This is a genomic window from Azospirillum sp. TSH100, from assembly GCF_004923295.1.
Taxonomy (GTDB): domain Bacteria; phylum Pseudomonadota; class Alphaproteobacteria; order Azospirillales; family Azospirillaceae; genus Azospirillum.
On record NZ_CP039634.1, the window covers coordinates 1196845 to 1211234 of the forward strand.

General features: G+C 65.7%; 11 protein-coding genes. 3 read left to right on the top strand and 8 right to left on the bottom strand.

Features of this window, described 5'->3' with window-relative positions; all coding sequences use genetic code 11:
• Window positions 1–341: 341 nt before the first annotated feature.
• The gene (locus E6C72_RS05700; protein WP_247876141.1) at window positions 342–755 is read left to right on the top strand and encodes a response regulator; all 414 of its coding nucleotides are present in this window, start codon (window positions 342–344) and stop codon (window positions 753–755) included.
• A 61-nt stretch (window positions 756–816) separates the two neighbouring features.
• Here the strand turns inward: E6C72_RS05700 and E6C72_RS05705 are convergent, their stop codons facing one another.
• From E6C72_RS05705 to E6C72_RS05715, 3 genes are all read right to left on the bottom strand, one after another.
• Window positions 817–2544, bottom strand: a complete 1728-nt coding sequence (locus E6C72_RS05705; protein WP_109865265.1) for a DUF3369 domain-containing protein — start codon at window positions 2542–2544, stop codon at window positions 817–819.
• A 62-nt stretch (window positions 2545–2606) separates the two neighbouring features.
• Window positions 2607–3566, bottom strand: coding sequence for an SH3 domain-containing protein (locus E6C72_RS05710; protein ID WP_136700673.1), 960 nt, complete (start codon window positions 3564–3566; stop codon window positions 2607–2609).
• A 24-nt stretch (window positions 3567–3590) separates the two neighbouring features.
• Entirely contained in the window at window positions 3591–4514 is a 924-nt protein-coding gene (locus tag E6C72_RS05715) for a LysR substrate-binding domain-containing protein (protein ID WP_109865376.1), read from the bottom strand.
• Window positions 4515–4672: 158 nt separating this feature from the next.
• Here E6C72_RS05715 and E6C72_RS05720 point away from each other — a divergent pair, with 158 nt between their 5' ends.
• Together E6C72_RS05720 and E6C72_RS05725 are read left to right on the top strand one after the other, a co-directional pair.
• Window positions 4673–4912: a hypothetical protein gene (locus E6C72_RS05720; protein ID WP_136700674.1), complete on the top strand. Its 240-nt coding sequence runs from the start codon at window positions 4673–4675 to the stop codon at window positions 4910–4912.
• A 50-nt stretch (window positions 4913–4962) separates the two neighbouring features.
• Window positions 4963–6051: an asparaginase gene (locus E6C72_RS05725; RefSeq protein ID WP_109865373.1), complete on the top strand. Its 1089-nt coding sequence runs from the start codon at window positions 4963–4965 to the stop codon at window positions 6049–6051.
• A 63-nt stretch (window positions 6052–6114) separates the two neighbouring features.
• Here E6C72_RS05725 and E6C72_RS05730 read toward each other — a convergent pair whose 3' ends face one another.
• The 5 genes from E6C72_RS05730 to hrpB form a co-directional block, all read right to left on the bottom strand.
• On the bottom strand, window positions 6115–6684 hold the full coding sequence (locus E6C72_RS05730; RefSeq protein WP_109865372.1) for a hypothetical protein: 570 nt from the start codon (window positions 6682–6684) through the stop codon (window positions 6115–6117).
• A gap of 195 nt (window positions 6685–6879) precedes the next feature.
• Window positions 6880–7689 (bottom strand): FkbM family methyltransferase, encoded by an 810-nt coding sequence (locus E6C72_RS05735; RefSeq protein WP_109865371.1) that lies wholly within the window; start codon window positions 7687–7689, stop codon window positions 6880–6882.
• 34 nt (window positions 7690–7723) lie between these two features.
• Window positions 7724–9526, bottom strand: coding sequence for a translation elongation factor 4 (lepA, locus tag E6C72_RS05740; RefSeq protein WP_109865370.1), 1803 nt, complete (start codon window positions 9524–9526; stop codon window positions 7724–7726).
• Window positions 9527–10221: 695 nt separating this feature from the next.
• The gene (locus E6C72_RS05745) at window positions 10222–11343 is read right to left on the bottom strand and encodes a hypothetical protein (protein ID WP_136700675.1); all 1122 of its coding nucleotides are present in this window, start codon (window positions 11341–11343) and stop codon (window positions 10222–10224) included.
• Window positions 11344–11668: 325 nt separating this feature from the next.
• The gene (hrpB, locus tag E6C72_RS05750; protein WP_109865368.1) at window positions 11669–14257 is read right to left on the bottom strand and encodes an ATP-dependent helicase HrpB; all 2589 of its coding nucleotides are present in this window, start codon (window positions 14255–14257) and stop codon (window positions 11669–11671) included.
• Window positions 14258–14390: the final 133 nt, after the last annotated feature.

Sequence of the window (14390 nt, forward strand, 5' to 3'; positions counted from 1 at the left end):
GGTCGTGTATGGGAAAGGCCTCCGCTTCGGCGGGGGCCTTTTTTGTCTGACCGGAAGGAGTCACGAAGGGGGCCTTCTTGTCTGCCGATCGCGCAATCATATGATGAATCGCTGATTGATGAATCTGGAGTGCATTCGCTAAGGGAAAACTCTGCGGCTGTTTGTTGCAATTCAACGTTTGACGCCAGGACGTTGATTTGTGGGAAGATTGGGGCTCAGGATTGTTATCCCTGACAAGCCCACCATGCGTTCGATGTCACGATTACGGCACAGGCGGTGCTTGCATTGCCTTGGCAAGTCCAATGCCCATCACACGGCAAGCGATGGAACGGGGGGAGTCTATGGTTGATGCGGCGAACGGTCAGGCAACCAAACAGGAGTCCGTCAGGCCACTGATCCTGGTGGTGGACGACGACCGTTCGATCGTCGAGGGGTTGGCAATTCTGCTGGACGGCTGGGGGTACGAGGTGGTGAAGGCGCTCAGCGCCGCCGCCCTGGAGGCGCAGCTCGGCGGGTTGGACCGGGTGCCCAACCTGATCATCGCCGACCATTACCTGCCGGCCGGCCGCACCGGGCGGGAGGTGGTTGAGCGTGTCCGTACGGAAACCGGGCAGCAGATCCCCGCCATCATCCTGACCGGCGACAGCACTTCCGAACGCCGGGACGAGGCCGAACTGATGGGCTGCCAGCTTCTGCTGAAGCCGGTGCAGGTCGGACCGCTGCGCGAGGCGGTCGATGCGCTGTGCAGGCGATAAGGGATGCGGCCGGTAGGGTAACGGAAAGGTCGGTGAGGGCCGGGTTGCGGCAACCTCGCCGTCAGGACGAGGAGCCTGCCGCCGCCCCGGGCGGATCGATGTCCGGCAGCACGGCGAGGAAGGCATCGACCACCGCCGGATCGAAACGCAGGCCGGCCAGCCGGCGGATTTCCTCCACCGCGGCATCCCGGCCCAGCGCCGGGCGATAGGGCCGGTCGCGTGTCATCGCGTCATAGGCGTCGGCAACGGCGACAATGCGGGCGCACAGCGGAATCGCAGCCCCGATGCGGCCGTCGGGATAGCCGGTGCCGTCCCAATTCTCGTGATGCCAGCGCGCCACCGCCGCGCCCAGATGCAGGTGGGTCGGGCCATCCGCCAGATGGCTCGCCTGGCTCAGCAGGTTGGCACCGGCCACCGTGTGGGCCTGCATGGCGCTGCGTTCCGCCTCATCGAGCGGACCGGGTTTCGACAGGATCGCCGGGTTGACCGCGGCGTTGCCGATGTCGTGCAGGATGGCCGCCAGCCCGATGATCTCCAAGGTCGACTCGTCCAGCGACTCAGGCACGACGCCGTCGGCATGCAGGCGGCGGGCGATCCGTTCGGTGATCGCGGCGATGCGCAGCGACCGGCTGAACCGGCTGGCTTCCGGTTCGGCTCCCCCGCCATCGGTGGCCAGCCCGCCGCGGCCGCGTTCGGCCAGATCGGCCAGTGCCGCCAGCGTGCCCTGCTGGGCGCGGTAAAGCTGTTCGTAATGGTGCAGGTTGTCGAACCCGACGGAGATCTTGCCGCAGAACACCTCGATCAGCTTGCGGTCCAACTCCGACAGCGGCCGGTTGGAGCGCAGATAGACCACCGTCTCGCGGTCGTTCGGCGTGCGGATGTAGAGCGTGCAATGATCGCCGGCATAGACATGCGCCCGCTTTTCCAGGCAGGTGGTCACAGCGGTCAGCACGGCCGGATCGACATGGCCGGCAGCGGGCTCGTTGATCAGCGCCTCGAACCGGCCCGATCCGGCCAGCACATACAGGCTGTTGCCGGGACCGGCCTCGACCGCCGGGTTGCAGCAACCCGTGGTGCCGGTACCGCCGCGCTGCACGCACAGGATGGCGTCCGGCCCCACCCCCAGCAGGCCCGACAGCTGGGTCAGCACGCCGGCGGCGAACAGCTTCATCGAGCGGGCGCGGAACAGCGACGACGACGCCTCGATGATCTTCTCCAGGCCGCGGCGGTTGGCGTCGATCGCCACGATGTCCTCGTAGGAGCGCAACGCCGCGACGGTGGTGGTGAAGAGCTGCTGGGCGGTCAGCTGGGTCTTCGCCTTGTAGTCGTTGATGTCGTAATCGAGGATCACCGCCCGTTCCGGCGCCTGCCCCGGCTGTCCGGTGCGCAGGATGATGCGGACGTTGCGGTTCTGAAGCTCTTCGCGGATGTGGTGGACCAGCCGCAGGCCGGCATCCTCCGTCTCCATCACCACGTCCAGCAGGATCAGCGCGATGTCGCTTTCCCGTGCCAGGATCCGGCGCGCCTCCGCCGCCGAGTGGGCGGACAGGAAGCGGGCCTTGCGGCCCTTGTAGGCGAAATCGGAGAGGACGAGCTTGGTGATCGAATGGACTTCCGGCTCGTCATCGACGATCAGCATGGTCCATCGGCTGCCGGGCGGCTCCTCCGCGGTGGCGCCATCCGGCGTGTCAGCCGGGGCGGCATCGTCGAGGAACACCAGATCCTCGTCAGTGCCGCCCGGGTTGCTTCGGGTCTGCTCCTCCGGTCCGGTCGGGTCGGCGTCGGTCATGGCTCTTCAATCCCGAAAGGGTCATGAGGACGGGCGCGGCCGGCCCGGATGCTGGTCACCCATCAAAACGTATCCAGCTCGATCACCGTACAATCGAGTCCGCGTTGCGCCAACGTGCCGCAGGCGGTGTCGACCTGCAAGCGCGTGAAAGGAGCCACCCCGACCTCGTACAGCAGCCGGCCCTTGCGGAAAACCGGCCAGACCATCGGCGGCATGTCGCGATAGGCGCTGCCCGGTCCGGCGGTGAACTCCTTCCAGGCGCGCAGGCCTTCGGCGTAGCTGACATATTCGCCGAGCCGGATGCCGTAGAGCATGCCCGGCTCCACCGGCGGCATGCCGGGCAGGGGATAGGGGGCGGCCACCCCGACCAACCCCTGGACGGGCGCCAGGGCGCGGGTGCCGGCGGGCAGGGCCAGCGTCGCCTCGCCATCGGCGGCACCGATCAGCGCCACCACGTCGCCCTTGCGCAGGGTGAAGCTACGCCGCTTGCGGTTGGCCAGGATCTCGGTCGCGGAGATCGGGGCGGCGACGACGACATAGCCTTCCGCCGGAGTCTGGGCCGCCTTGTCCCACGCGGCGCGCGGCACCACGGCGGCGCTGCGGTGCGGCGGCGGGGCGTCCGCCGGCTGGTTGGCGGCGGGCTTGGGCGGCCGCGGTCCCTCGCCGCCCAGTGCGCCGCCCACCGCCGGCCGGCCGGTGACCATCAGGGCCGGGTCCAGCGAATCGGCGGGGACATAGCCGATGGGCTGGCCGCCGATGGCGATCTCCGTCCAATAGGTGCCGCGCGGCGTGCCCAGCGCGTTCAGCGCCTTGCCCTGCTTGAGGGTCATGACGATGCGGGCATCCTCGCTGGGGCCGATCCGCACCTCGATGTCGCGGTTCAGCACCACCTCGCCGGTCAGCGGGGCGCCGATGGCGACCGGGCTCTGCGCCCGCGCCGGCGGCGTTGCCGCAACGCCGCCGATACAGGCGAGGAGCAGGGCGAGCGCCATAAGACGGAGGCGGGGCGGCAGGGCGATCATGGTATGGCACTCATGGCGCGGCACTCATGGCACGGCAGTCATTGGGCGGCTCCCCTGGCGGCCGGGCAATTGGCCGCCGACGAGATCGTGGATGGCGTCGGCCAGCAGCCGCACCGGCTTGGGTGCCGTGCCGCGGGCGCGGTGCAGTGCGATGTCGACGTCCGGCAGGTCGGGAAACCCCTCCGCCGCACCGATGCGGCGCAGGCTGGACGGCACGGTGCAGGCCTCCATCGCCGTCACCCCCAGCCCCCCCATCACCGCGCCATGGACGGCGACGACACTCTTGCTGGTGAAGGCGACGCGCCAGTCGCGTCCCATCCCGTCAAGGGCGGCGACCGCGATGTCGCGCACGACGCAGCCCTTGGGGAACAGCGCCAGCGGCAGCGGATCGAGGCTTTCGACCGGCCGGTGGCCCGCCGGCGGCACCGGATCCTGCGGCGGGGCGACCCAGGACACCGGCTCCTGCCGCACCAGCTCGCCGCCGGTCTCGCCAGCCTTGCGGGTGATCAGCGCCAGGTCGTAGCGGCCCTTGTCGATCTCCGCCACCAGATCGGGGCTGTTGTCGCAGACGACCTCCACCATCACGTCGGGATAGGCGGCGTTGAAGCGGGCCAGGATCTCCGGCAGCAGCATGGTGGCGTAATCGTCGGGCGTGCCGATGCGCACGCTCGCCACCGTCGGGCTGCGGTGCATCAGGGCCAGCACCTCGTCGTTCAGGGTCAGCATGCGGCGGGCGTAGGCCAGCAGCACCTCGCCGTCGCGGGTCATGCGCACGCCGTGGGTGTCGCGCTCGAACACGCGCTTGCCCACCGTGTCTTCCAGCCGGCGCACCTGCTGGCTGACCGCCGCCTGGGTGCGGCCCAGCCGTTCGCCGGCGCGGGTGAAGCTGGCGCTGTCGGCCACGGCGACGAAGGCACGCAGCAGATCGGTATCGAGATTGGCGGGCATGACGGGAACCGGAAGTTGCCTCCCATTCAAGCAGAGCACCGCCCCGTCCGCAACGCCGCGGTCATCACGGATCGTGATGACGGCATAATGCCTATTCGTTTCCAAGGGATTGGCGCGCGCCCCATTGTCGGTCTCCAATCCTTATGGAGTGTCCGATCATGTCGCTGTTCGCCGCCTGGACCAGCGTGGTTCTCGGGGCCGCCCGCATCGACCTGCCCGCGGTTCTGACCCCGACGGTGCCGGAACCGCGGGGCTTCCGCCTTGCCTACAACCCGGTGCCGCCGGCCGCGCCGGCCCCCGCCCCCGCTCCTGCCCGCCGCCTCGTGGCGGAACCGGCTCCGGTCTCGACCCGCACACCGTTGCCCATAGCCGCGGGGCGGCTGTGTCTTGAGAAGTAGGCGGGCGTCCGCCTATCCTGCCGCCGATGAAATGCCGGGAGGAGCGGGCGATGGCGCGGGTCTATGTTCTGTACACCGGGGGCACCATCGGGTGCGTGACCAATCCCGAGGGCGCGCTGGCGCCGGTTCCGGGTGCCGAGTTCGAGCGGCTCGTCCTGTCGGTGCCGGGCCTGTCCGGCCATGGCGTGCAGGGCTATGACGGGCTGGGCTGGACCATGGGCTGGTTCGACCGCACGCTCGACAGTTCCAACATGAAGCCGGCCGACTGGATCGCCATCGCCCGGCGGCTGTTGTCGGTCTATGACCAGTATGACGGCTTCGTCGTGCTGCATGGCACCGACAGCATGGCCTACAGCGCGTCGGCCCTGTCCTTCCTGCTGCCCGGCCTGTCGAAGCCGGTGGTGTTCAGCGGATCGCAGGTGCCGCTGTCCTTCACGCTGAGCGACGCCCCGGCCAATCTGGTCGGCGCCATCGTGGCGGCCGGAACCCTGCCGGTGCCGGAGGTCTGCGTCTATTTCGACACCAAGCTGCTGCGCGGCAACCGATCGTCCAAGGTCGACGCCAACCGCTTCGCCGGCTTCGATTCGCCGAACTTCCCGCCGCTCGCCACCGTCGGCAGCGTCGTTGCCCGCAACGAGCCCTATTGGCTGCCGATGCCGGACAGGGGCGTTTCGCTGGCCGAGCCGGACAACCGGACCAAGCGGCTGGCGGCACTCGACGCCCTGCCGGTGGCGCTGGAGACTTTTTCCGTCGTCATGCTGTGGCTCTATCCCGGCATCCGGGCGAGCACGGTGTCGGCGATGCTGACCCAGACCAGCCCGGCGGCGAAGGGGGCGGTGCTGCTGGCCTTCGGCGAGGGCAATGGGCCGACCGATGCCGACTTCCTCGGCGCGCTGTCGGCGGCGGTGAAGGCCGGCATCGTGCTGATGGACAACACCCAGGTGCAGCGGGGGGCGGTGCTGCCCGGCGCCTATGCCACCGGGCTGGGCGCCATCGGGGCCGTCGGCGCCTATGACATGACGCCGGAGGCCAGCTACGCCAAGCTGGTCTGCCTGCTGGCCGGCGGGCTGGACGCCGCGGCGGTCAAGGCGGCGATGCCGGTGCCGCAGGCGGGCGAACTGACGGTGATCGCGGGCTGACGCGCCTGCCCGGAGGCGGGGGCCGCTGGGCCGTCCGCCTCCGGCATGGCTTGCCGCCCCGGCTTACTGTCCCATGCCGGGCTGGGCCGGCGCCATGGTGCCGCGGTTCATCGTTCCGCTGCCCATCGTACCGGCGCCCATGGAGCCGTTGCCCATCGTGCCCTGGTTCATGGTGCCGGAGCCCATGCTCCCCATCGAACCACTTCCCATCTGGCCGCCCATGGCGCCGCCGGTCGAGCTGCCGTAGCCGGTGTTGGCCTGGCTGCTGTATTGGGCGAGCTGCTGAAGCTCCATCTGGTCCTGCATGACGACCACTTGGCGGCCGCGCCGCTCGAAGGAGGCCGGGGGCAGCATGACGGTCTGGCCGGACTTGGCGAGCTTCAGCTCGACCATCGTCTGGCCGTCGGCGCCGGTGGTGACGTTCTGGATGGTGCCGGCGACCGGGCCGCCGTGGCGGTGGACCACCCGCTTGCCGATCATGTCGCGGCTGGCCTGGACGTCGCGGGCGCCGGTGTCCATCGTGCCGTTGGCGACCGCGTTGGACTTGGCCGATCCACTGGTCTGGGCGTGCCCCGGAGCGGCGGCGGCCATCAGCAGCAGGGCCGGAACCGCGGCGGCGAGAAACTTGCGCATGTCATCCTCCCGGATTGAACCATAACGGGGGAGGCGCCGCGCGGGCGCGGCACCGTCCTCTGCCGTGATGACACCCGGGCGGCCGGTTTGTTTCGCAGGTTGTACGGAATTGCCACGTTGTACAAAAGGCGGGCAGCCGTCCGCGGTGAAGGCCAGTGCGACGTGCGGGCGGACCGATGGTGATCGAAAGAAGGTTCAGGCCGTCATCGGTTGGCGGAGAAGGCCGTTGCGCGAGGCGTAGATGAATTCCGCGTCCTCCGGCGGTTTCGGGCCATGGCCGCCTTTCCAGCAGACCGCGAAGCCGTGTCGGCGCAACTCGTCGATGATGGTGGCCGGATTTCCCGCATCCCGGTGCACCTCCATGGCGATGTTGTCAACGCGCTGGAGCCAGTCGTTGCGGACCATCAGGATGCCGAACTCCGCCCCTTCCACGTCGAGCTTCATGAAGTCGGCGCGTCCCCCGTCGAAGCGTTGGAGCAGGGCGTCCATTTCGACGACCTCCGCCCCGTCCGCGGTCCAGCCTGTGGGAAGCGGGCCGATGTAGGCCCTGCGGAACTCGATCGGGTGTTCGCCGGCGATCTGCCTGCGCATGGCCATCTGCGAGAAGTCGTCGCAATCCACCGCGACCACATGATTGCGCCGACCGCCGAGGATGCTCAGGACGCGCGCCACTTCGCCCTGGTTGCAGCCGATATCGAGACAGCGGTCGTAGCGGAACCCCTTTTCCAGGAAGGGGCCCAGATAGCAGTCCCGCACATAGAATTCCCTCAGCCAGGCGAAGTAGGGGGCGTTGCCGGGAGCGGGGGGCGGCACGTCGATCGCCACGCGATGGCCGCGGTAAAGGAACTCCACCGGCCCGGACATCGCATTGTCGGCCGGGTAGAATTTCCTCTGCCGCATCACGGTGGGCGCATTCAGCAGAACATGGCCGTACCAGCGCAAAGCCTGTCCGGCCGGCATGGCGCGAAGAATTCCTGTCAGATCCCTGAAGGCTTGCGACAGCATGCGCCTGCGTCCAATGGAATCGCCCGCCCGTTCCTCACTCGTCGCCCATCTTGAGCGCGGCGATGAAGGCGCTCTGCGGGATTTCGACCTGGCCGAACTGGCGCATGCGCTTCTTGCCTTCCTTCTGCTTGTCCAGCAGCTTGCGCTTGCGGCTGATGTCGCCGCCGTAGCACTTGGCGGTCACATCCTTGCGCATGGCGCTGATGCTCTCGCGGGCGATGATCTTGCCGCCGATGGCGGCCTGCACCGCGATCTTGAACAGCTGGCGCGGGATCAGCTCCTTCAGACGTTCGCAGAGCTGGCGGCCGCGGCGTTCGGACTGGCTGCGGTGGACGATCATCGACAGGGCGTCGACCGGCTCGGCATTCACCAGGATCGACAGCTTCACGAGGTCGCCTTCCTCGTAACTGTCCATCTGGTAGTCGAAGCTGGCATAGCCGCGGCTGATCGACTTCAGCCGGTCGTAGAAGTCGAACACCACCTCGTTCAGCGGCAGGCGGTAGACCAGCATGGCGCGGGCGCCGGCATAGGTCAGCTCGATCTGCTGGCCGCGCCGCTCGGTGCACAGCTGGAGGACGCCGCCGAGATACTCGTCGGGCAGCATGATGGTGGCCTTGATCCACGGCTCGTCGATGTGGTCGATCCGCATCACGTCGGGCATGTCGGCCGGGTTGTGCAGGTCGCGCACCGTCCCGTCGGTCATCGTCAGCTTGTAGACCACCGACGGCGCGGTGGTGATGAGGTCGAGGTTGAACTCGCGCTCCAGCCGCTCCTGGATGATCTCCAGATGCAGCAGGCCGAGGAAGCCGCAGCGGAAGCCGAAGCCCAGCGCCGCCGACGTCTCCGCCTCGTAATGGAAGCTGGCGTCGTTCAGCTTCAGCTTGCCCAAGCTGTCGCGCAGCCGCTCGAAATCGGCGGCGTCGACCGGGAACAGGCCGCACCACACCACGGGGATGGACGGCTTGAAGCCGGCCAGGGCCTCGGAGGCCGGCTTGCGCTCGTCGGTGATGGTGTCACCGACCTTGGTCTGGGTGATGTCCTTGATCGCGGCGGTGATGAAGCCCATCTCGCCCGGCCGCAGCTCGCCGGTCAGCAGCGCCTTCGGCGTGAAGACGCCGACGCGGTCGACGTCATGGGCCGAGCCGGCGGCCATGAAGCGCACCTTCTGCCCGACCTTCAGCACGCCGTCGACGATGCGCACCAGGATGACGACGCCGAGATAGGGGTCGTACCAGCTGTCGACCAGCAGCGCCTTCAGCGGCGCGTCGGCATCGCCCTTGGGCGGCGGCAGCCGCTTGACCACCGCCTCCAGCACCGCGCCGATGTTGAGGCCGGACTTGGCCGAGATCTCCACCGCGTCCGAAGCGTCGAGCCCGATCACGTCCTCGATCTGCTGCTTGATCCGCTCCGGCTCGGCGGCGGGCAGGTCGATCTTGTTGAGGACCGGGATGATCTCGTGGTTGTTGTCGATCGCCTGATAGACGTTGGCGAGCGTCTGCGCCTCGACCCCCTGGGAGGCGTCGACCACCAGGATCGAGCCCTCGCAGGCGGCCAGGGAGCGGCTGACCTCATAGGCGAAGTCGACGTGGCCGGGGGTGTCCATCAGGTTCAGCGTGTACTGCTTGCCGTCTTCCGCCTTGTAGAGCAGGCGGACGGTCTGGGCCTTGATGGTGATGCCGCGCTCGCGCTCGATGTCCATGCTGTCGAGCACCTGCTCGCGCATCTCGCGCGCGTCGAGGCCGCCGCACTGCTGGATCAACCGGTCGGCAAGGGTCGACTTGCCATGGTCGATGTGGGCGATGATCGAGAAATTGCGGATGTGCGAGAGGTCAGTCATCGGGGCCCAAACAAGCGAGAGTTTGCCGGGAACATAGGGCGGACGGGGGATGGGCGCAATGATGGTGTGTCGGCGGGCGCGGCGGAGGGCGTAGGGGCGGTTGCGGAGGGGCGCGGGCGTGGGGCGGGTGGAACGGGATGGAACGTTTTTCGGCGGGTTTGTGGATCGCTGGACTGCCCCGAAGCGCAGTGCGGTCCCCCCGCTGCCGGCACTCGCTCCTGCCAATGCCGACAAAAGCCAGCCCTGCTCACGCCGGCCAATTGGCACATCCGGTCCACCAAAAGTTTGCCTTGCCGCTGCATCAGCGCCTGGATGGTAGCGTAGGCGCTGTATTGCCAGCCTCGCTCTTCGGTCGGCCCGAGTCCTTCCGGCTCTTCCATCGCTACTCTCCATCAGAGAGCCGCAACGCTTTAACAGTGTCTCAGATGCGGATGCATTCCAGCCGTCTTAGCTTCAAGGGCGTTCCAAGCTGGTTGTGTTCTCATCGGGTGCAAGCGGTTTGAGAGGCGAACTTACGAAGGAGTTGCGAGTCGTAGGACGGCTTCTACAAAATATGCGGAGGTGATTGGTCGTGATTTCTGCGAAATGCTGAGCCCGCCTTGATTGTCAGCAGGGCTCAGCATGGCCTATTATTTTAATTGCATGTGGTATCGGCTAAGTTTACGTGTCAGTCATTTTAATAAAGTCTTGCTGTCTTATGTTTTCCTGCTGAGGATGTCGTTTATATCGGCATATTTAAATTTTCTTGCCCCAAGCACGTTGTTTATGCACATAGATTTGAAGTTGTGCGATATTGATATTGGGATGCTATTGCTCTTCAATATCTCTTTGTTGGTCGAGTTCATTATTTCTATATTTGCTGACGCTCCTATAATATTCCTGTTGCTTTCTACAATATCCCACGTTTGTTTCATTTCTTCTTTCTTTGGGCTGGTAAATATTACTTCTTTTGTTATGGACGGCGGTATAACGATAACATCTCCCTCTTCAATGCACTCCAAAGGAATAAGGACATCGCTATTATCTATGGTAAATAGAGCATGCTTGGTGATGGACACAGGGATTTGCCCCGTGTTTGTTATCATTACGGGAATTTCGTAACATACTCCCATGGATTTTCGTCTCTCGGCTTCTGATATTTTTGATCTAAATATGGTTAATATTTTGCTGTACTCATCCATAATAGGGGAAGAGTTTGATCCATAAAAATGATTGACAAAATTCTCTATATGATCTTTCGGAACCTCGAACATGTGCTCTCCAAATATATGGAAAGCTTCCCCGACGCTGTGATCGATTTCTTTGATTGCGTCCACAATTTCTTTGTAACCTTGCTTATTCTTAATAGCATCCATTATGGCTGCGTGTTTCTTTGCTCGTTCAGCTTGGTCCTGTCCAGATCTGTGAGCCGCAAAATCTTTAGAAGGAGAATCTTGGATAAGTCTAAGAGTTTCTAATGCGTCTTCCAAAGATATACGATATAAATCGCTTTTGTCATCATCTAGATGCAAAGCAAGCTTTATGCTTTTTGAGAAATCCCTTGATCCAGAAAATCTGGTTTGTTTTTCAGCAAATTTTCTTCTTATTGAGGCGGATGTCTTTTTTAATTCTTCAGGAAGATTTTCTCTGGTCATATTATCAAGGCAAATTATCTCGTTCTCTTCTAATAAAATGGAAGTGTCAGGAACTGAGCAGCGTAATCCGGTTGCCGACACAATAATACTAGGTACCCTTCTAAAGCGACTTCCCCACCATGCTGAACCAAAGCCACTAAATGCTCCCGCTACAATAGAAGTAATCAAAGGAATTGGATCCATATTAGAAGTTCCCTCTAGATTGTTTTGTGATGGGTTCTAACCAAGTGGCAAAACATGTTAATACAATCCAGTCTTTCTGGAATTTCACTGGAAGAAAAATAATTTTATTGGAGTCATCATGAAAAATTACTCCGATTGCTGATATTTAATATAAATAGAATTTCGCAGAGATCTTCATTTCAATCGGCATATTCCGTCATGGCATTTCTCTTTTTACGCTTGTATTAACGCTATAATGCTCTTATATGGATTGTAAAACAGGTATAAGCATAATTTCAATTGTCTTCGCTGGGATGAGCCAGATTTTTTTAGCATTGTATCGCTCTCACCGCCCCCTCGGCTTTGCCCTTGCGGTCGGTTCGGCCTCCAGCGGGTTGTCGGGCCAGTAGTGTTTCGGGTACTGGCCCTTCAAATCCGCCTTAACCGCCTTGTAGGCGTTGGCCCAGAAGCTCGCGAGGTCGCGGGTGACCTGGACCGGGCGGCGGGCAGGGGACAGCAGGTGCAGCAGCACGGGCACCCGGCCGCCGGCGATGCGCGGGGTCTCGGCCAGGCCGAACATCTCCTGCAACCGCACCGCCAGCACCGGCTCCTCGCCGTCATAGTCGATGGGGATGCGGGAGCCGCTCGGCACCTCGACATGGGTCGGGGCCTCGGCGTCCAGGCGGGTCTTCAATTCCCAGGGCAGCAGGGCGCGGAGCGCGCTCGACAGGTCGATGCGCTCCAGATGGGCGCGGCGCGACACGCCGTCGAGGAAGGGGGCCAGCCACTCCTCCAAACCGTCCATCAGGGCGGCGTCGGACAGGTCGGGCCAGCCGTGGACGTCGCCCTCGCGGGCGCGCAGGAACATCACGCGGGTGCGCCATTTGCGCAGCTCGTCGGTCCAGGGCAGGCAGGCGGGGCCGAGCGCGCGGATGCCCTCGATCATCGCGGCAACCATCGCGTCGGCCGGCGGCTTGGCCAGCTTCTCGTCCTTCAGGATCAGGGCGAACAGCATGCGCCGCCGCCGCGCCAGCACCATCTGCTCGCGCGCGTCCCAGGCGACAATGGTCTCCGTGCGGATGTCGTCGGCGAAGCTCTCCTCCAGATCGGCCAGCGTCACCGGGGCGGCCAGGAAGATGCGCGATTCGCGGGCGGCGCCGTCGAGGTCGGCGATGGCGAGCCACTCCTCGGCCGACAGCGGCTCGGCCTGCTGGAAATAGGCGCCGCGCCCGCCCGACAGGCGGTACTGCGCCGCGACTCCGCCCGGTTGGCCGCCGGGACGGCGCTGGCCGATGCGGTCGGGATAGGCCAGCGCCAGCAGGATGCCGACGGCGTTGGAGTCCATCGCGTCGTCGTCGCGCACGCCGAGCTGGCGGCGCCACTGCCGGGCCTGCTTCACCGCCTGCTGTGCCCCGCCGCGGTCGACGCTGAGGCCGCGCGCGGCACCCTGGCCGCCACGCTCCTCGCCGCGCAGCAGGTCGACGCGCAGGCGCAGGTCGGCGTCGCGGAAGCCGGGCTGGCTGCGGACGATGTCGCGTTCGCCTAGGAGGGCGGCGACCAGACAGGCGAGCGCGCCCTGGCCCATCGCCTTGCCGGCCAGCATCATGTGGGCCAGACGCGGATGCACGCCGAAGCCGGCCATGCGTCGGCCGTGCGGGGTGATCGCGCCTTTGCGGTCGAGAGCGCCGAGGCCGGTCAGCAGCTCGCGCGCCTGGGCTATCGCCGCAGGCGGCGGCTGGTCGAGCCAGGACAGGCCGGCGGGGTCGGAGACACCCCACACCGCAAGCTCCAGCGCCAGCGGGGCTAGGTCGGCGTCGGCGATCTCCGGCGTGGTGAAGGGGGCCAGCGCCTTGTGCGTCGCCTCCGGCCACAGGCGGTAGCAGACGCCGGGCTCCAGACGGCCGGCGCGGCCGCGGCGCTGCTCGGCAGAGGCCTGGCTGACCTTCACCGTCGCCAGACGGGTCATGCCGCCGCGCGGGTCGAAACGCGGAACCCGCATCAGGCCGCTGTCGACCACGATGCGGATGCCCTCGATGGTCAGGCTGGTCTCGGCGATCGAGGTGGCCAGCACGATCTTGCGCTGGCCGGGCGGGGTGGGGGCGATGGCCCGGTCCTGCGCCTCGGCCGACAGGTCGCCATAGAGCGGGGCGATGACGGTGTTCGGCCCCAGGTCGGACTGGTCGAGCAGCGACTGGACGCGGCGGATCTCGCCGACGCCGGGCAGGAAGACCAGGGCGTTGCCGGGCTCCTCGCGCAGCGCGCGGCGGACGGCGGCGGCAACGGCGTCCTCGATGCGGGTGCCGTCCATTCTTCCTGTGGGCGCCGGGGCGTCGAGGTGGCGGGTCTCGACCGGGTAGGCGCGGCCCTCGCTGGTCACCATTGCGGCGGGGCCTTGCGTGTCCGCGAGAAGGGTGGCGACCGGGGCGGCGTCCAGCGTCGCCGACATCACGACGAGGCGCAGGTCGTCGCGCAGCGCCCCGCGCGCCTCCTGCACCAGGGCAAGGGCGAGGTCGCTGTCGATGCCGCGCTCGTGGAACTCGTCGAACAGGACGGCACCGACGGCGGGAAGCTCCGGATCCTCCTGAAGCTGGCGCAGGAACAGGCCGTCGGTCACCACCTCGATCCGGGTCTTCGGGCCGATCTTGGTGTCGAGGCGGACGCGGTAGCCGACGGTCTCGCCCACCGCCTCCCCCAGCATCGACGCCATCCGGCGGGCGGCGGCGCGGGCGGCGAGGCGCCGTGGCTCCAGAACCAGGATCTTGCGGCCCTTCAGCCAACCGGCCTCCAGCAGGGCCAGCGGCACGCGGGTTGTCTTGCCGGCACCGGGCGGGGCCTGGAGTACGGCGGTGCCGCGGCTGTCCAGCGCCTCCAAGAGGGCGGGCAGGACGGGATCTATTGGAAGGGGGGGCAGGGCGGGGAAGGCGGGCTTGCTCATGAGGGGGAGTCTGCTGCCGCGAACCGGCGGGAAAGGCAATGGTTTTCGGGAGGCGGGCAGGACGGCGCGCGCCAAAAGGTCGCAGGGGCGGGGCGGGGGGAGAGCGGCCGCGACCGATGACCGCAAAAACTGT

Coding starts and splice junctions, on each gene's coding strand:
- E6C72_RS05725 (WP_109865373.1), top strand. CDS start 4,963: ATGGCGCGGGTCTATGTTCTGTACACCGGGGGCACCATCGGGTGCGTG.
- E6C72_RS05730 (WP_109865372.1), bottom strand. CDS start 6,684: ATGCGCAAGTTTCTCGCCGCCGCGGTTCCGGCCCTGCTGCTGATGGCC.
- E6C72_RS05710 (WP_136700673.1), bottom strand. CDS start 3,566: ATGATCGCCCTGCCGCCCCGCCTCCGTCTTATGGCGCTCGCCCTGCTC.
- E6C72_RS05715 (WP_109865376.1), bottom strand. CDS start 4,514: ATGCCCGCCAATCTCGATACCGATCTGCTGCGTGCCTTCGTCGCCGTG.
- E6C72_RS05745 (WP_136700675.1), bottom strand. CDS start 11,343: ATGGATCCAATTCCTTTGATTACTTCTATTGTAGCGGGAGCATTTAGT.
- lepA (WP_109865370.1), bottom strand. CDS start 9,526: ATGACTGACCTCTCGCACATCCGCAATTTCTCGATCATCGCCCACATC.
- hrpB (WP_109865368.1), bottom strand. CDS start 14,257: ATGAGCAAGCCCGCCTTCCCCGCCCTGCCCCCCCTTCCAATAGATCCC.
- E6C72_RS05720 (WP_136700674.1), top strand. CDS start 4,673: ATGTCGCTGTTCGCCGCCTGGACCAGCGTGGTTCTCGGGGCCGCCCGC.
- E6C72_RS05705 (WP_109865265.1), bottom strand. CDS start 2,544: ATGACCGACGCCGACCCGACCGGACCGGAGGAGCAGACCCGAAGCAAC.
- E6C72_RS05700 (WP_247876141.1), top strand. CDS start 342: ATGGTTGATGCGGCGAACGGTCAGGCAACCAAACAGGAGTCCGTCAGG.
- E6C72_RS05735 (WP_109865371.1), bottom strand. CDS start 7,689: ATGCTGTCGCAAGCCTTCAGGGATCTGACAGGAATTCTTCGCGCCATG.